This window comes from Streptomyces sp. NPDC104761 (genome assembly GCF_055583445.1).
The window spans coordinates 418,110-433,028 of the sequence record NZ_JBVJNZ010000005.1; the positions used below are offsets into that span (position 1 = coordinate 418,110).

At 71.6% G+C, this 14,919-nt stretch carries 16 protein-coding genes and 1 pseudogene; 6 read left to right on the forward strand and 11 right to left on the reverse strand.

What is annotated here, in order from left to right; translation table 11 throughout:
- Nucleotides 1–10 precede the first annotated feature (10 nt).
- Together ACZ63F_RS17415 and hemL are read right to left on the reverse strand one after the other, a co-directional pair.
- Entirely contained in the window at nt 11–721 is a 711-nt protein-coding gene (locus ACZ63F_RS17415; RefSeq protein ID WP_469711918.1) for a histidine phosphatase family protein, read from the reverse strand.
- Nucleotides 718–2,046 (reverse strand): glutamate-1-semialdehyde 2,1-aminomutase, encoded by a 1,329-nt coding sequence (gene hemL, locus ACZ63F_RS17420; protein ID WP_469711919.1) that lies wholly within the window; start codon nt 2,044–2,046, stop codon nt 718–720. The genes ACZ63F_RS17415 and hemL overlap by 4 nt, the downstream gene beginning before the upstream one ends.
- Before the next feature lie 302 nt (nt 2,047–2,348).
- Here hemL and ACZ63F_RS17425 point away from each other — a divergent pair, with 302 nt between their 5' ends.
- Complete coding sequence (locus ACZ63F_RS17425) at nt 2,349–3,032, forward strand: hypothetical protein (RefSeq protein WP_351957427.1); 684 nt, start codon at nt 2,349–2,351, stop codon at nt 3,030–3,032.
- Here ACZ63F_RS17425 and ACZ63F_RS17430 read toward each other — a convergent pair.
- The 3 genes and pseudogenes from ACZ63F_RS17430 to ACZ63F_RS17440 all read right to left on the reverse strand — a co-directional run.
- Nucleotides 3,005–3,604 (reverse strand): annotated as a pseudogene (locus tag ACZ63F_RS17430) (tyrosine-type recombinase/integrase); the annotation flags it as partial. The gene ACZ63F_RS17425 and the pseudogene ACZ63F_RS17430 sit on opposite strands and share 28 nt — an antisense overlap.
- Nucleotides 3,605–3,724: 120 nt before the next feature.
- Complete coding sequence (locus ACZ63F_RS17435; protein WP_469711920.1) at nt 3,725–3,952, reverse strand: hypothetical protein; 228 nt, start codon at nt 3,950–3,952, stop codon at nt 3,725–3,727.
- A 103-nt stretch (nt 3,953–4,055) separates the two neighbouring features.
- Nucleotides 4,056–4,262 (reverse strand): hypothetical protein, encoded by a 207-nt coding sequence (locus tag ACZ63F_RS17440; protein ID WP_469711921.1) that lies wholly within the window; start codon nt 4,260–4,262, stop codon nt 4,056–4,058.
- Nucleotides 4,263–4,990: 728 nt separating this feature from the next.
- On the opposite strand from ACZ63F_RS17440, the gene ACZ63F_RS17445 reads away from it, so the two are divergent.
- Nucleotides 4,991–6,073: a S8 family peptidase gene (locus tag ACZ63F_RS17445; protein WP_469711923.1), complete on the forward strand. Its 1,083-nt coding sequence runs from the start codon at nt 4,991–4,993 to the stop codon at nt 6,071–6,073.
- Nucleotides 6,074–6,202: 129 nt separating this feature from the next.
- Here ACZ63F_RS17445 and ACZ63F_RS17450 read toward each other — a convergent pair whose 3' ends face one another.
- Genes ACZ63F_RS17450 through ACZ63F_RS17460 form a run of 3 tightly spaced genes read right to left on the reverse strand, consistent with a single transcriptional unit; the run spans nt 6,203 to nt 8,549 of the window.
- Nucleotides 6,203–7,057 carry a phosphatase PAP2 family protein gene (locus ACZ63F_RS17450; protein ID WP_469711925.1) on the reverse strand — a complete coding sequence of 285 codons (855 nt, stop codon included), beginning with the start codon at nt 7,055–7,057 and terminating at the stop codon, nt 6,203–6,205.
- Nucleotides 7,054–7,899: a polyphosphate polymerase domain-containing protein gene (locus tag ACZ63F_RS17455; protein WP_469711926.1), complete on the reverse strand. Its 846-nt coding sequence runs from the start codon at nt 7,897–7,899 to the stop codon at nt 7,054–7,056. Before ACZ63F_RS17455 ends, ACZ63F_RS17450 begins: the two co-directional genes overlap by 4 nt.
- Nucleotides 7,896–8,549, reverse strand: coding sequence for a DUF4956 domain-containing protein (locus tag ACZ63F_RS17460; protein WP_469711928.1), 654 nt, complete (start codon nt 8,547–8,549; stop codon nt 7,896–7,898). The genes ACZ63F_RS17455 and ACZ63F_RS17460 overlap by 4 nt, the downstream gene beginning before the upstream one ends.
- Before the next feature lie 152 nt (nt 8,550–8,701).
- Between ACZ63F_RS17460 and ACZ63F_RS17465 the strand changes: the two genes are divergently transcribed.
- Genes ACZ63F_RS17465 through ACZ63F_RS17475 form a run of 3 tightly spaced genes read left to right on the forward strand, consistent with a single transcriptional unit; the run spans nt 8,702 to nt 11,412 of the window.
- A complete protein-coding gene (locus tag ACZ63F_RS17465; RefSeq protein WP_469711929.1) occupies nt 8,702–9,373 on the forward strand; it encodes a response regulator transcription factor in 672 nt (223 codons plus the stop codon).
- Entirely contained in the window at nt 9,370–10,752 is a 1,383-nt protein-coding gene (locus ACZ63F_RS17470; RefSeq protein WP_469711930.1) for a sensor histidine kinase, read from the forward strand. The genes ACZ63F_RS17465 and ACZ63F_RS17470 overlap by 4 nt, the downstream gene beginning before the upstream one ends.
- Before the next feature lie 36 nt (nt 10,753–10,788).
- The gene (locus ACZ63F_RS17475) at nt 10,789–11,412 is read left to right on the forward strand and encodes a DedA family protein (protein ID WP_469711931.1); all 624 of its coding nucleotides are present in this window, start codon (nt 10,789–10,791) and stop codon (nt 11,410–11,412) included.
- Nucleotides 11,413–11,419: 7 nt separating this feature from the next.
- Here ACZ63F_RS17475 and ACZ63F_RS17480 read toward each other — a convergent pair whose 3' ends face one another.
- Nucleotides 11,420–12,574 carry an MFS transporter gene (locus ACZ63F_RS17480; RefSeq protein ID WP_469712059.1) on the reverse strand — a complete coding sequence of 385 codons (1,155 nt, stop codon included), beginning with the start codon at nt 12,572–12,574 and terminating at the stop codon, nt 11,420–11,422.
- A gap of 584 nt (nt 12,575–13,158) precedes the next feature.
- On the opposite strand from ACZ63F_RS17480, the gene ACZ63F_RS17485 reads away from it, so the two are divergent.
- The gene (locus ACZ63F_RS17485) at nt 13,159–13,848 is read left to right on the forward strand and encodes a haloacid dehalogenase type II (protein ID WP_469711932.1); all 690 of its coding nucleotides are present in this window, start codon (nt 13,159–13,161) and stop codon (nt 13,846–13,848) included.
- A 96-nt stretch (nt 13,849–13,944) separates the two neighbouring features.
- On the opposite strand, the gene ACZ63F_RS17490 is transcribed toward ACZ63F_RS17485, so the two are convergent.
- Both ACZ63F_RS17490 and ACZ63F_RS17495 read right to left on the reverse strand, forming a co-directional pair.
- The gene (locus ACZ63F_RS17490) at nt 13,945–14,106 is read right to left on the reverse strand and encodes a hypothetical protein (RefSeq protein WP_469711934.1); all 162 of its coding nucleotides are present in this window, start codon (nt 14,104–14,106) and stop codon (nt 13,945–13,947) included.
- Between the two features lie 138 nt (nt 14,107–14,244).
- Nucleotides 14,245–14,904 carry an MSMEG_1061 family FMN-dependent PPOX-type flavoprotein gene (locus ACZ63F_RS17495; RefSeq protein WP_469711936.1) on the reverse strand — a complete coding sequence of 220 codons (660 nt, stop codon included), beginning with the start codon at nt 14,902–14,904 and terminating at the stop codon, nt 14,245–14,247.
- Nucleotides 14,905–14,919: the final 15 nt, after the last annotated feature.

A 14,919-nucleotide genomic window follows, 5' to 3' on the forward strand; every position in this document is an offset into this window, starting at 1 on the left:
GGCACCGAGTTCACGCCCCGAAGGCCTTCCCCTGCCCCTGCACCGGCTTGGCGCCGGCGCGGAGGTGGGCCGGGACGAGGTCGATGGCGGGCTCGGAGTAGCCGACGGAAACGATCCTGTCGCCCTCGTATGTGAAAGTCGTCAGGGAGGCGAGGGTGCACTGCCGCCTGCGCGGGTCGTGCCAGAGCCGGCGGTTCTCGACGTACGACCGCAGGATCCAGATCGGCAGCTGATGGCTGACCAGCACGGCCTCGTGCCCGCGGGCCCGGTCCCTCGCCGTGTCCAGAGCGCTCTTCATCCGCACGACCTGGTCGACGTACGGCTCGCCCCAGGACGGCCGGAACGGGTTGACGAGGTACTTCCAGTTGGCGGGCTTCTTCAGTGCTCCGTCGCCGACGCCGAAGGTCTTGCCCTGGAAGATGTTCTCGGCCTCGATGAGCCGCTCGTCGGTGGCGAGGTCGAGCCCGTGCGCCTTGGCGATCGGGGTCGCGGTCTCCTGCGCGCGCTCCAGCGGGGAGGCGACGACGTACGTCACGTCCCGCGACGCGAGGTGCTCGGCGACCCGGTCGGCCATCTGCCGCCCGAGCTCGGAGAGGTGGTAGCCGGGCAGTCTCCCGTACAGCACCCCGTCCGGGTTGGCCACCTCCCCGTGCCGCATCACATGCACGACGGTGATGTCCTGCTGCCCGCCCTGCCCGCTCTTCTCACTCTGCACGCTCATGCTGCCGTGGCCTCCGCGGCCGCTCGGGCCGCCGCCGGGAGGGCGTCGGCGATCTTCTGGATGGCCCGCTCGTCGTGGGCCGTGGAGACGAACCAGGACTCGAAGGACGACGGCGGCAGGTAGACGCCGTCGGAGAGGAGGGAGTGGAAGAAGGCGGTGAACCGGAAGGACTCCTGGCGCCGCGCGTCCTCGTAGGTGCGCACCGGACGGTTGGCGAAGAAGACGGAGAACATGTTGGAAGCGGTCTGCACCTGGTGCGCGACGCCCTCCTTGTTCAGCGCCTCGCGGACCAGCCCCTGGATCTGCTCCGACACGGCGTTGACCTTGTCGTACGCCGCGTCGTCGAGGAGCCGCAGCTGGGCGAGGCCCGCGGCGGTGGCGACCGGGTTCCCGGACAGGGTGCCGGCCTGGTACACGGGCCCGGCCGGGGCGAGGTGCGCCATGACGTCCGCCCGCCCGCCGAAGGCGGCGGCCGGGAAGCCGCCCCCCATGACCTTGCCGAAGGTCATCAGGTCGGGCACCACCCCGTCGATCCCGAACCACCCGGCCCGGCTGGTCCGGAACCCGGTCATGACCTCGTCGGAGATGTACAGGGCGCCGTTCCTGGCGCAGGTGTCCTTGAGCCCCTGGTTGAACCCGGGCAGCGGCGGCACGACCCCCATGTTGCCCGGCGAGGCCTCGGTGATCACGCACGCGATCTCCCCGGGGTGCCGGTGGAAGGCCTCCTGCACCGCCTCCAGGTCGTTGTACGGCAGCACGATCGTGTCGCCGGCCTGGGCACCGGTGACACCGGGCGTGTCGGGCAGCGCGAAGGTGGCGACGCCGGAACCGGCGGCGGCCAGCAGGCTGTCGACGTGACCGTGGTAACACCCGGCGAACTTGATCACCTTGGTGCGCCGGGTGAACCCGCGGGCGAGCCGGATGGCGGACATGGTCGCCTCGGTCCCGCTGCTGACCAGCCGGACCTGCTCCAGGGGCCCGATCCGCGCGACCATCTCCTCCGCGAGGGCGACCTCGCCCTCACCCGGGGTACCGAACGAGGTACCGCGGGAGACTGCTTCCTGGACGGCGGCGATGACCTCGGGGTGCGAGTGCCCGAGGATCATCGGCCCCCACGAGCACACGAGGTCGACGTACTCGCGCCCGTCGGCGTCCGTCAGGTAGGCCCCCTTGCCGGAGACCATGAACCGGGGGGTGCCGCCGACGGCGCGGAAGGCGCGCACCGGGGAGTTCACGCCGCCGGGCGTGACGGCGGAGGCGCGGTCGAAGAGCGCCTGTGAGACGGGCGCGTCGTAGGGATAGGGCGTTTCGCTCTGGGCACTCATGACGTGCGGCTTCTCCGACTTCTCGGACTCCGGATGCGTGGTGACCTCCTCAGGGTAGGCGGAAGGCGGCGGTCTCCTCGCAGCGGAGGACCGCGCTCCCCGCACAGCGCCCGGGGCATCTGCGAGACTGTGATCCGATACACCCAGCTCATCCGGTACGCAGGCGGCCGGAGGCTGTAAAGATCCTGCGGACTGATGTTTCGACGCACGTTTCGGCGGGCGGCCGTGGGGGAGGTCACTGACACGATGATCGGGTTGCGCGGCGGGGGCCACGCGTCCTAGAAAAGCAGTCGGGTGGAGATATGCATCGCGGTGGCGGACTGGGCGAGGGGACCGATGACCTGGGTCCTCGACGTGCCCAACGGGGAAGGCACCGGCGCGACGCGGAGGAATCGGCCGAAGCAGCACGTCAGGAACAGGGCGTACCGAGTGAGTCGGACCGGCGCGACCGACGTATCGATCAGCGGGACCGCGATCAGAGGGATCGCGGCCAGCGGAGCGAGCGGCGGATCGACCGTCTGCAGACCGGGAGCAGGAATGGTGGTCGGGTGGGGGTGACGTACAAATACTTCGGCGCACCGGACGGCGCGACCGCGGCCCGGGTCCCGATCTCGATGCGCCCCGAGGAACTCGGCGGCGACGAGCTCGGCATGAACGGCATGTTCACGAAGATCAAGCCGGAGACGATGGCCGCGATGGTGCTGACGGGCATCGAAGGCGTGCCTCTGCACAAGGTGCCGCCGCTGGAGCTGGTGGTGCTGCACCCCGACTACGCGGTCGTGAAGCTCCCCATGACGGTGGTCGACCCCCTGCGCGGCATAGGCGAGGAAGCGGTCGGCGCGGCGGCCTTCATCTGGTCGACGGTCCCGGACCGGGGCGGCCCGCGGGACGCGTTCAACGTGTACCAGCTGCTGCACGAGTGGCAGGACTTCAGCCATCGGCTGCATGAGGCGGGGCATCAGCCGTACTGCCTGGTGTGGCCCTGACCTGAGCTTACGGCGGTTTCGGGCGGGGTCTTCGGGCCTCGCCCTTTTTGGTGCCGGGGAGGGGCCGGCGGGCGGCCGTCGTCGATCGCCTTGCGTGTGCGGGTTTCGCTGGACGGCAGCAGGTGCGTGTACGTCTGCAGCGTGAAGCCCGGGTCCGAGTGCCCGAGGTACTCGGAGAGCGCCTTGATGCTCTCCCCCGCGTCCAGGAGCACAGAGGCGTAGGCGTGCCGGAGGGCGTGCATGCCGTCTACCGGGGCCGCCTGGAGGTAGCGCGTGCCGCGCTCGCGGGGAGGTATGACGCCGGCGGCGGCAAGGGCACGCTTCCAGGCGCCCATGTTGAACACGCTGCGGTTGTAGGCCCGCTTCTTCTCGTCGACGAAGAGAAGGCGGAAGGTCTTCGGCTCGCCATCCGGCTTGCCCCAGGGCAGGGTGACCTCGACCGGCGGGAACTCCTTCATGTGAGCCTTGAGGGCCGAGACCAGCTGAGCCGACAGGGGCACTGACCGGATCCTGTTGCCCTTGGGCAGCGCGAAGACAGGCTTCGGGCCGATGAGCCGTACCTGGCGGTTGACGGTCGAGTTGCTGTGCTGCACGTACGGCGCTCTGGGCAGCAGGTCAGGAGTCCTGTTGACCCGACATCCACGAAGCCTTCTGAAACGCGTCTGCTGCCTGAGCGCTCACCTTCGTTCGGGCTACTCGGCTCTTGGAAAGCGGGCCGGTTCGCGGGCTGTCCGAGCGGCACGGAACAGATGGGGCGCGGCAAGCGCCCACGCCGTGAGCAACAGAACGACAGCCGATTCGAGGAATGCGCTCGCGCGGTCGCCACTGTCGGCCAGTTCCAGGAAATAGATGACCGCTTGTATGGCTCCGAACAGGAAGAGCACGGTCGACGCAACGATGAGGGCGGGATATTTCTTCATGAATGACGCCTCCTGCGGGCATGGCCTTGCAATGCCCCGGTCGGCGACCTGGATGATCGCCGACCGGGCTTCTCGAATGTGCTGCTTCTACTGTTTCAGGTGCTCAGCAGCTGTAGTACGACGGATATGCGTACGATTCGTACCACGAGCCCACCCACTTGTAGGTAGCGAAGACTCGGAGGCACTTGCTCCGCTGCTTCGCCCGGTATGCCCACCAGACGATCCACGCGGCGTAGGCACCCACGACCGCCATGACGAGGCCGGCGTCGAGGCTGATGACCGAGACGATGGCCGCGATGAACGCGTACACGCCGAGTGCGTACGGGCCTTGGTCGGACAGCCATTTCGTGGCCCACCAGTTGAAGTAGACGCGGACGGAGGCTCCGATGTGCGGCCCGTAGTCCCATCCCCAGTAGTCCCAGTAGCGCCAGGTGTGGCCGACTACTTTCCCGAAGAAGAAGTACCTGGTGCGCCACCTCTCCCAATGTGCCCAACCAGAGGGAATCCTGGGTTCTTTGGCTGAATCTCACCGCTACGAGGAATCCGAAGAGGCTACGCCTGCGACCCACCGGACATGGCGCCGCCTGGCGAAAGGTCCCAGGGCACATCCAGGGCACATGAGCCCGGGAAACGGCGTTGACCCGTGAGAACTACGGAGACGAGTTTCCCCAGGTCAACGCACATTTTCTTACGAATCCCCAGGTCAGCGCCCTCCCGCCCCCAATCGCTGCACGAGTGGCAGGACTTATCGCACCGGCTGCGTGAGGCGGGGCACCAATCCTATTGCCTGGCGTGGCCGTGAGCTGAGGTCTCGCAGGTGGCGGGCGGGGTCTTCGGGCCTCGCCCCTTTGGGTGCCGGGGAGGGGCCGGCGGGCGGCCGGACGGGATTTCGTCGAGCTCGTGGACCGCCCCACTCGCACGCCCCGCCGGAACCGTCCGCCCCCTGTGGTCGTCTTGTGCGCTGACTGTGCACGAAGCGGGACTGTGGGGGACGTAGTGGCGCGAAACATGACGAAGACTCGTCTCTTGGTGGTGGCCATGGCTGCAGTGGTCGGGGTCTCGGCCTGCGGCGGGGAAGCCGGCGCGGCCGCCGGGAGCGGCGGCGGATCGCTCCCCGCGCGCGGGACGACGGAGTCCGTGGCGCCCTCCGGGGACCGGGCGCCGTCCAGCTCGGTGCCGACGTCTCCCGGCACGGTGGGGACGTTGTCCGGGGTCGCGCGGACCGCAGCGTCGCCCATCACCCGGCACGTGCCCTGGAACCTGGACATTCTCGACCAGCGGTCGCGTCCCCTGGACGGGAAGTTCACCACCACCGCCACGGGCAAGGGCGTTCACGTCTACGTGATCGACACCGGGATGGACATCGGCCACAAGGAGTTCGGCGGACGCGCCCACCTCGGCGCCGACTTCGTGGGCCCGAAGGACTCCGGTGACTGCTTCAGCGAGGCGGGCGTCGGCCACGGCACGTTCGTCGCGGGCATCATCGGCGGGGCGAAGTACGGGGTGGCACCCAAGGCGGAGCTCGTGCGGGTGCAGGGCATCCTGTGCGAGAGCGACGGCGGCGGCTCCCCGGCAGCGGCCGAGGCGGCCCTGGTGAAGTCGGTCAAGTGGGTCACCGCGCACGCGCAGAAGCCCGCGGTGGTGAACATGTCGCTCAACCTCGACCACCGGTCGGCGGCCCTGGAGACCGCCGTGAAGCAGATGGTCGACGCGGGGATCCCGACGGTGGTGTCGGCCGGCAACTTCCACGACGACGCCTGCAAGCACTCCCCGGCCGGTGTCCCCGGCACGATCGTCGTCGCGGCCTCCACCTCGAACGACCGCGCATGGAGCGACGGCGGCTCCTACGGATCGGGTTACGGGCGGTGCGTGGACCTGTACGCCCCCGGCCAGGAGGTGACCGCCGCCCTCGCCGGCGGCGGTACGACCACGGAGAACGACGGCGCCACGTCCTGGGCCGCGCCGCACGCGACCGGCGTGATCGCCCTGTACCTGTCGGCCCACCCCCACGCCACGGCCGACCAGGTCCACGTCTGGCTCGACCACACGGCCACCCGCGGTGCCCTGCACGGCATCCGATCCGACACCCCCAACCGGCTGCTCAACACCGGCGGCCTCTGAGAGGACGCCCAGCAGCACCAGCCGGCGGCCGAGCCACCCACTCGACCGGTTCGGGCGGCTCCGGCAGGAGTGCCGCGAGCTGCCTGACGGCTCAGCAGCCGGCGCGGCGCTGCCGCCGCCCCGGCCAGGTCAGTGCCCGCTGACGGCGAGTTCGTAGTCGCCGATCAGGTCGCCGAGGAGCGTGCCGGCCGTGAGGTCGCTGGTGACGTGGCCGGCCATGTAGAGGCGGGAGTAGAGGACTTCGTCCTGCATCCACCGGTAGTCCGCGGCACGGTGCGGGGAGAGGGCGCTGAGGAAGGTGACGGCCGCGGCGGAGCGGGTCGCGTGCCGGGAGGGGTAGGAGTACGGGCCCTTGGCGCCGGGCGTGATGTGCTTGTCGGGGCGGAGGGTCGGGTCGAGGACGAACGGGGCCGGCTGCTTGTCCTCGGCCGCCAGCTGGTCGCTGATCGTCTTGGCCAGTTTCAGGGCCGCCTTCAGCTCGGCCTTCTCGGTCTTGCCGCGCGCGGTGGGGATCAGTTCGCGCTGGTCGTGGAGGTAGAGCTGCCAGATGTCCTTCTTGCCGTGCAGCTCCAGCCAGGTCGCGGCCTTCTTCCCGGCCGCTGTGCGGGCCTTGGCGAGGGCCTGGTCCTGGTGGAGTTCGGCGGTGCGCTCCTTCGCCGACGGTGGGGCCGGGACCTGCTGCGCCGCCCAGGCGGTGAACGCCTTGTCGTCGCGGGTGGTGCCGTGGGCCTGCTGCCATTGGGCGAAGACGGTGTCGGCCTGGGTGCGCTGGGCGTCGGCCGCCTTGCCGATCGCCGCGATCTCGGCGTCGGTGAAGAGCGTGGGTGGCGGGTCCTGCTTGATCAGGTCCGTCGCGCTGGGGTTCTTCACCGCGGCGGTGACGGCCGTGACCAGCTGCGGTCGCAGGGTGCCGACGGCCACGGCCGCGACGGCGAGCAGGGCGATCAGGGGGTAGCGCCATGTGACGCCGCGCAGGACCTTCATGCGGTGGGGACCCTTTCAGGGAGCGGTGCCTGATGCTGTGCCGGGAGCGATGCCCGGTGCGTCTCGGTGGTGAAGTGGGCGCGGGCGAGCCGGCGTACGTCGTTGTCGGGCAGGCCCGGGGTGAGCAGGGACTGACCGATGACGTACTTGCTGAGCGAGACCGGCCGGACCCCCATCCCGAGCAGCAGGCGGTCGGCGGGGGCAGGGCGTGCCTCGCCCTTGGTCTCGATCAGGACGTGCCCGGGGTCGAGCGTGGCGGTCCGGCCGTCCCGACGGCAGCTGAGGGTGGAGTCGAGGGTGACGCGGCTGCCGTGGCGGAGGTCGGCGAGGGCCGCGCGGACGTAGCGGACCTCGACGGTGGCGGACAGGGCCCCGGCCGTGACGGGGACGCCGGCACGCTCCAGCAGTTCGTCGACGAACGCGGCCGCGGCGGCAGTCAGTTCGCCGTACTCGGCGGCCGGGACCCGCAGGGCGTGCTTGACCGTGGCGCCGCGGCCGTCCTTCGTCTTCACCTCCACCCGGCACAGACCGTCCTCGGCGTACAGGCGGGTGCGGACCTTCCAGCGCCGCCGCCGCTGCTGTACGTGGGCGCGCCAGGAACCCAGCTCCGGGGTGTCGAAGTACGTGCTGAGGTAGCTCGTCGTACGACGGCTTTCGCCCAGGTCCAGGACGTGGTGGCTGTCGGCGAGGCGGGTGACGAGGCGGCGCGCCCGGTCGAGCGGGACCAGGTACTTGCGGTCGACCCGGTGCTGCAGCGCCGCCGCCGCGTCCACCTCGGCGAGGGTCGCTCCGCGCAGTTCCGCCAGGCCCGGCAGGGCGGCAAGGGGCGGGGCCACGGTCATGGCGCCATCACCGGTTCCCGCGGTTCCGGGTCCGCGACCGCGGCGGGCTCCCGAGGCTCGGCCGGGTAGCGGGCGGAGACCCGGGTGGTCTCGCGGACGTAGTCGACCTCGTCCACGACCACCGACAGCGGCGTCTGACCGAAGCGGAAGGCGACGTCGGCGGCGATCAGGGCGGGGTCCTGGTAGATCCGGTCGAGGGTGAGCTTCACGGTCCGGGTCGGCGGCTCGTACGACGTGGGGTCGTCGACCACGAGTACGGCGACGAGCACCACCACGTCCAGCGCGACCACCAGCCAGGACTGCCGCTGCGGCAGACCCGTGCACAGGGCGATCACCAGGCTGACGAAGGTGTAGGCGACGTCCCGGAGGGTGAACGCGGCACTGCGCAGCCGGACCAGGGAGAGGATCCCGAACAGCCCGAACCCCACCCCGGCCGGGAACTTGCCGGCGCTGATCGTGCTCAGCGCGGCGAACAGCCCGATGTTCAGCGCGGCCAGCACCAGCGGCATCGCGGGCACACTGGGCCGGCGTCGGTAGAGCCAGCCGACCAGGAGCAGCAGGGCGATGACGTCGAGACCGCCGCGGGTCATCAGATCGGTGACCGAGAGGTGGTCCGTGATGCCCTTGGCGGCGAGCACCGAGGCGTGCATGGAAGGTCCCTTCCGTCACGGCACGTCGGACGGGGACCGGTCGCGGTCCGCGGAACACCGCGACCTGAAGGACGGTAGGGATGTCACATGAACACACCATGAAGCCTTCCTGGTGACTCTGCTGTGCCCGGCACATGGTTAGCCTGGCCGGCATGCACTGCCTGGTCGTCGACGACGAGACCCGCCTGACCGATCTGGTCGTCCGCTACCTGACCGAGTCCGGTCACACCGCCGAAGGCCGTCACGACGGGCCGTCCGGCCTCGCCGCCGCCCGCGATCCGCGGGTGGACGCCGTCCTGCTGGACGTGATGCTGCCGGGCATGGACGGCGTCGAGGTGTGCCGGACGCTGCGCGGTGAGGGCATCGACGTTCCCGTGATCCTGCTCACCGCGCGTGGCGCGATCAGCGAGCGGGTGGCCGGGCTGGACGCCGGTGCCGACGACTACGTGGTCAAGCCGTTCGCCATGGAGGAGCTGCTGGCCCGGCTGCGGGCGATATCCCGGCGGCGCCCCGAGCCCTCCGGGCGTCTGACGGTCGGTGACCTCGTCCTCGACCCCGAGCAGCAGCGGGCCTGGCGGGCGGACACCGAACTGGAGCTGTCCCGGCGGGAGTTCGACGTCCTGCGGGTGCTCATGGAGAACGCCGGGTGCGTGGTCACCCGCCTCCAGCTGCTCGACGAGGTCTGGGACGGCGAGACCGACCTGCGCAGCAACGCCATCGACGTGCACGTCTCCAAGGTGCGCGGCAAGGTCGACCGGGCCTTCGGCCGTACGACGATCACGACCCTGCGCGGGCGCGGCTACCGCCTGGAGACCGCGCCGTGAACCGTCTCACCGGGCGGTTGCGGCCATGGCCTTGGTTCCGGCGACTGCCCGTCGTCGTCCGCCTGGTGCTGGCCGTCGCCGTCACCATGTCCCTGGTGCTCGCGGGCGCGGCGGGCCTGGTCTACTGGCGGGTCCAGGCTGCCCTGGACCGGCAGCTGAACGACGACCTGAGCACGTACCAACGCAGCCTCGACCAGGCCGTACGGGCCGGAGGGCAGCTCCCGCCCGGCCCCAGCGGCAGCCTTCGACAGGTCCTCGACGCGCAGGGCCGGGTCCTCGTCTCCAGCGACGGTCTCCACGACCGGTCACTGCTGACCCCGGCCGAGCTGAGCGCCGCCGCCCACGGCGCCGCCGTACGACGTGACGTCGGCTCCCTCCTGCCGATCACCTCGAACACCCTGCGTCTCCAGGCCAGGCACGTCACGGCGGACGGGAGGACCCGGATCGTGATCGCCGCGGTCCGGCGCGGCCACCGCGACGAAGCGCTGCGCGAACTCCTCGCCCAGCTGGCCCTCGCCTCCGGCCTGACCCTGATCGCCGCCTCCTACGTCGGCTACCGCACCGCGCGCGCCGCCCTGCGTCCCGTCGAGCGCTACCGCGGCGGTGCCGCCGGTCTGGCGGACGGCGCCCAGAACCTGCGCCTGGACGTGCCCGCCGACCGCGACGACGAGATCACCCGGCTCGGCCACACCCTCAACCACATGCTCGACCGCCTGGCGGCGTCCGCCGAACGCGAGCGGCGGTTCGTCGCGGACGCCAGTCACGAACTGCGGACCCCGCTGACCCTGATCCGCGCCGAACTCGACGTCGCCCTGCACCGCCCCCGCTCCCCCGGCGAACTCACCGAGACCCTCCGCTCGGTGGACACCGAGGTCCAGCGCCTGATCGAGCTCTCCAACGCCCTGCTGGACCTGGAGGAACTCGGCACCGCCCAGCACGTCAGCCGGGCTCCCACCGACCTCGCCGACCTCGTCGGCGCTGCCGCCGCGCCTCATCTGCGCACCGCCGAGCGGGAGGGGCGTGCCCTGACCGTCGACGCCGTCCGCGCGATCGTCGACGTCGACGATCGCTGGCTGCGGCCCGCCATCGGCAACCTGCTCGACAACGCCCTTCGGCACGGCGCCGGGACCGTCCGCCTCACGGCCACCGTCGACGAGGGCGGGATGCAGCTGTGCGTCACGGACGAGGGGAGCGGCTTCCCGCCGGAGTTCCTGCCCCGGGCGTTCGACCGCTTCGCCCGCGCAGAGGCCAGCCGCACCGGCGAGGGATCCGGCCTGGGGCTCGCCTTCGTCCAGGCGGTGGCCGCCGCCCACGGCGGCACCGCACTCGCCGAGAACACCGAGCACGGGGTCCGCGTCGTCCTCGCCCTGCCCTGCTGACGGAACCCGGCCCCGGCGGCCCCGTAGGGTGGGCGCATGGCCGCCCCGCCGCTCCCGGGCCCTCTGGCCCACCTGGCTCCGTTGCTCACCCACTACGGCTACTGGGCCGTCGGGGGTTTCGTCCTGGTGGAGGATTTCGGGGTCCCCGCGCCGGGAGAGACCATCCTGATCGCCGCCGGGATCTACGCCGGGGCAGGGCAGCTGAACATCGTGGCCGTGGCGGTCATCGCGTTCACCGCCGCCGTCGTCGGGGACAACATCGGTTATCTGATCGGCCACACCGGCGGACGGGCCTTCGTCCACCGCTGGGGCCGGTACGTGTTCCTGACCCCGGAGCGCTTCCAGAAGGCCGAGGAGTTCTTCACCCGCCATGGCGGCAAGATCGTCGTCGTCGCCCGTTTCGTCGAGGGACTGCGCCAGGTCAACGGCATCATCGCGGGCACCAGCGGCATGGTCTGGCGCCGCTTCCTCGTCTTCAACGCCATCGGCGCCGCGCTGTGGGTCGGCCTGTGGGCGAGCCTCGCCTATGTGGCCGGCAGCCACATCACCGCCCTCTACGAAGAGATCAGCCGCTACCAGCTCTACGCGCTCGTCGCCCTGGTCGTCCTGGTCGCCGCACTCGTCCTCCGGCACGTTCTGCGCCGCCGGCACCAGGACTGACCACTGCTCATCCGTCCGGTCCGGGTGCGGCCGGCACCGGGCGACGGCGAGCGAGCGCGACCACCGCACCCAGCCCGGTCAGAGCCGCCAACGCCCCGTAGCCGTAGGTGAGCGTGGCGAGTGAGGCGACGACGGCGACGAGCAGCGGGCCGCCCGCGTCGCCGAGTTCGCGGCCGAGTTCGGCGGCACCCATGGTCTGACCCAGGCGTTCGGCGGGGGTCCCGGCAGCCAGCGCGGCGAAGCCCAGCGGAGTGATCAGCCCCGTACCGGCGCCGACCAGGGCGGCCCCGACGAGGATGCCGGTCAGCCCCGGCAGCATCGCGCAGGCCAGACCGACGGCGGTGGCCAGCAGCCCCGCGGCCAGGCCGGTCCGGGTGGTGAGGCGGCCGTCGTCCAGAGCCCGCCCGGCTCGCGGCTGGACGACGGCCGCGCAGCCGGCGAGCACCGACACCGCCGCCCCGGTCGCGACGGTGCCCAGCCCTGCCGCCCGGCCGGAGACCGGCAGGAAGCCCACGCCGACCGACAGCGCGGCGGTCGCTGCCGCCAGCGCGGCCGTCGGGGCGAGGAAGACCGGGTCGGCCAGCCGGCGGCCCAGGTCCAGGAGCGTCTGCCGGGCCTTGGGCAGCGGCGGTACGACGGGGACGGCGACCGCGGCCCAGACGGCGACCGTCACGCCGAGCACCGCCAGTACGGCGAAGAGCAGGCGCAACCCGCCGGCCCACACCAGGACCCCGCCGAGCAGCGGGCCCAGGGTGTATCCGACCGACTTGCAGAAGCCGTAACTGCCGAAGGCACGCCCGTGCTTGGCGGCCGGGTTGAGCCGGGCCACCAGGGCCGAGGCCGACGGGGAGAAGGCGGAGGCCGCGGCGCCCTGGCCGAGGCGGGCGGCCCACAGCCAGCCGGGGCTGTCGGCGAGGACGTACAGCGCGGAGGCGAGCGCGAAGGCGACGAGCCCGCCGAGCAGGACCGGGCGGGCGCCGACGCGGTCGGCGAGGGTGCCGAACACCGGCTTCAGCAGCACCTCGGCGCCGTCGTACAGCGCGAGCAGGCCGCCCAGCACCAGCAACGAGGTGACCGCGCCCGTGCCGTGGCCGCCGAGGTTGGCGGCGATGCCGTGCGCGCCGAAGGCGGTGGTGAACCCCGCCGCGTACAGCGGCCACATCTGCCGGGCCGGAGCGGGCGGCGCGGTCACCGGTGCCCCTCCGGGGTCTGGTGCAACGCGGCCAGGATCCGCTCGGCGCAGTCCTCGCAGGCCGCGGCGCACTCCCTGAGCCGTTCGCCGGCCTCGGCGGCCTCGTTCCGTCGCCGCCTGCTTCGGGGACTCGCCGGACCTGCTGGGCCTGCTGGACACACAGGGAAATGTAGCGCCTGTCACCTGTCGCCGGGTCGGCGCCGCGGTCGGCGCCTCTGCGGGGACCCTCACGCCGGTCCGGTCAGGCGCGGTGGCCAGGCGGCGCCTGCGCTCGCCCGGATACGGCCGACGAGGGCACCGGCCACGGTGACGGTGACGTGCTGTTCGACCGCGTGGAGTTCGTCGGCCGACAGGCTGCTTCGTCCGAGGTGCGGGTCAGCATGCCCTCCGACGGCCAGGGGCTGTCAGTGCCCGGAGTGCTCGTTGGTCTTCCGTCCTCACGAGGAGCGGTACGAGGCGCTGCCCGATGACCTCGGAGGTCGTCGGGCGTCCGGGGGCACACGGGGTACTCGCACCTTGACGGGCGCCGTCCCGGCGAGTGAAGCGGAGGAAACATGCCTGCCGACCAGCACCAGGTCATCGTCTTCGACGTCAACGAGACCCTCAGCGATCTCGACCCGCTACGCAGCCGCTTCGAGGACATCGGGGTTCCCGGGTACCTGATGCCGGGCTGGTTCGCCGCGGTGCTGCGCGACGGGTTCGCGCTGACGGCCGCCGGTGGGTACGCGGACTTCGCGGACATCGCCCTGGACGGTGTCCGGACGGTGCTGTCCGGGGTGGCGGGCTGGTCGGGAGACGAGGAGGGCGCGGTCCAGCATGTGCTCGACGGCTTCACCGAGCTGGACGTGCATCCCGATGTGCCGGACGGGGTGCGGAAGTTGAGCGACGCGGGTTACCGGCTCACGGCGCTGACCAACGGCAGCGCCGACCTGGCCGAGCGGCTGCTGGACAAGGCCGGACTGCTGGACCGCTTCGAGGCGCTGTGGGACGTACGAAGCCCTCGCTGCTGGAAACCGGGCCCGGCCGCCTACCACTACGCGGTCGACCGGGCCGGCGTACCGCCCGACCAGGCCGTGCTGGTGGCCGTGCACCCCTGGGACATCGACGGAGCCCGGCGCGCCGGGCTGGCCGGCGCCTGGCTGCGGCGCGGCGCCTGCGTGTACCCGCAGACGATGACGCGGCCCAGCTACAGCGCGCGAGACCTGCGGGAACTCGCCGACGTGCTGACCGCCTGCCGACCGTGACGGCGCCCGCACCAAGCCGCCCGCTCCTCGGTCGGCAGCGGCTCCGCCTGGGCCTGCCGGCAGCAGATCCACTACGGCTTTTCCGGCGGGCCACCGTCACCGCTTCTGTTCGAAGAGCCAGTCCCGGATTCCCTCGATGGTGTAAGCGGCCCGCCAGGTACAGACGTGGTTGTCCACGCTGCTCTCCTCCAGGCCGGGCCACACCACGGTGCCCTTCTCCAGGGCCACGAAGTTGACCGGGGTCTTCCTGGCCCGCATGGCGGCGGCGTACGGGGCGAAACCCTCGGGGGTCAGCCGGCCGTTCCAGACGGCACGGCTGATCGCCGGGAGCGCTCTGAGCCCGCTCTGAGCTCCCTCGGGCGGCCCCGGACGGCCGTGGGACCCCGCCCCGGCCCGTCACTCGTACCGGTACTTCAGCGATTCCGCCTCCGTCCGCTCGATGTCGGCGATCGTCAGCTCCGGTATCCGCAGCTGGGCCAGCGTCACCTCGGCCGAGGTCGGCTGGGCGTCCGCCGGGAGCCACTGCTCGGGCTTCCAGGCCCCGCTGCGCAGCAGCGACTTGGGGCAGTGCGGGTAGACCTCCTCGATCCCCACCACCAGCGCGCTGGCCGGCGGCTTGCCCACGGCGGTCAGCTGCGACAGCAGCTCCGGCCGCGTCGAGACGCAGGCCCGGCCGTTCACCCTGAGCGTCGTGGTGCGCCCGGGGATGACGAACAGCAGCCCGGCCCGTCCGGTGGCGACGACGTTCTGCAGGGTGTCCAGACGCTTGTTGCCGGTCGCGTCCGGTATCGCCACCGTCCGTGCGTCCAGGACGGCGACGAAGCCGGCGGGCCCGCCGCGCGGGGAGACGTCACAGTTGCCCTCGGCGTCCGCGCTCGCGACCAGCACCAGCGACGAGCATCCGATCAACCGCCGGGTCTGCTCGGTGAGTTCGGTCATCTGCTTGCGTACGGCCGCGGCGCCGGGGAGTGCGTAGACCCGGCGCAGCGCCTCCGGGTCGGACACGGCGTCGAGACGGAGCGAGTCAAAGGCACTGCCGGCAGGGGATGTCGTCATGCCGCCGACCCTAAG

What these genes read in the sequence shown, in the direction of transcription:
- ACZ63F_RS17415 (WP_469711918.1), bottom strand. Translation starts at nt 721, where the DNA reads ATGAGCGTGCAGAGTGAGAAGAGCGGGCAGGGCGGGCAGCAGGACATC.
- hemL (WP_469711919.1), bottom strand. Translation starts at nt 2,046, where the DNA reads ATGAGTGCCCAGAGCGAAACGCCCTATCCCTACGACGCGCCCGTCTCA.
- ACZ63F_RS17425 (WP_351957427.1), top strand. Translation starts at nt 2,349, where the DNA reads ATGCATCGCGGTGGCGGACTGGGCGAGGGGACCGATGACCTGGGTCCT.
- ACZ63F_RS17435 (WP_469711920.1), bottom strand. Translation starts at nt 3,952, where the DNA reads ATGAAGAAATATCCCGCCCTCATCGTTGCGTCGACCGTGCTCTTCCTG.
- ACZ63F_RS17445 (WP_469711923.1), top strand. Translation starts at nt 4,991, where the DNA reads ATGGCTGCAGTGGTCGGGGTCTCGGCCTGCGGCGGGGAAGCCGGCGCG.
- ACZ63F_RS17450 (WP_469711925.1), bottom strand. Translation starts at nt 7,057, where the DNA reads ATGAAGGTCCTGCGCGGCGTCACATGGCGCTACCCCCTGATCGCCCTG.
- ACZ63F_RS17455 (WP_469711926.1), bottom strand. Translation starts at nt 7,899, where the DNA reads ATGACCGTGGCCCCGCCCCTTGCCGCCCTGCCGGGCCTGGCGGAACTG.
- ACZ63F_RS17460 (WP_469711928.1), bottom strand. Translation starts at nt 8,549, where the DNA reads ATGCACGCCTCGGTGCTCGCCGCCAAGGGCATCACGGACCACCTCTCG.
- ACZ63F_RS17465 (WP_469711929.1), top strand. Translation starts at nt 8,702, where the DNA reads ATGCACTGCCTGGTCGTCGACGACGAGACCCGCCTGACCGATCTGGTC.
- ACZ63F_RS17475 (WP_469711931.1), top strand. Translation starts at nt 10,789, where the DNA reads ATGGCCGCCCCGCCGCTCCCGGGCCCTCTGGCCCACCTGGCTCCGTTG.
- ACZ63F_RS17480 (WP_469712059.1), bottom strand. Translation starts at nt 12,574, where the DNA reads ATGTGGCCGCTGTACGCGGCGGGGTTCACCACCGCCTTCGGCGCGCAC.
- ACZ63F_RS17485 (WP_469711932.1), top strand. Translation starts at nt 13,159, where the DNA reads ATGCCTGCCGACCAGCACCAGGTCATCGTCTTCGACGTCAACGAGACC.
- ACZ63F_RS17490 (WP_469711934.1), bottom strand. Translation starts at nt 14,106, where the DNA reads ATGCGGGCCAGGAAGACCCCGGTCAACTTCGTGGCCCTGGAGAAGGGC.
- ACZ63F_RS17495 (WP_469711936.1), bottom strand. Translation starts at nt 14,904, where the DNA reads ATGACGACATCCCCTGCCGGCAGTGCCTTTGACTCGCTCCGTCTCGAC.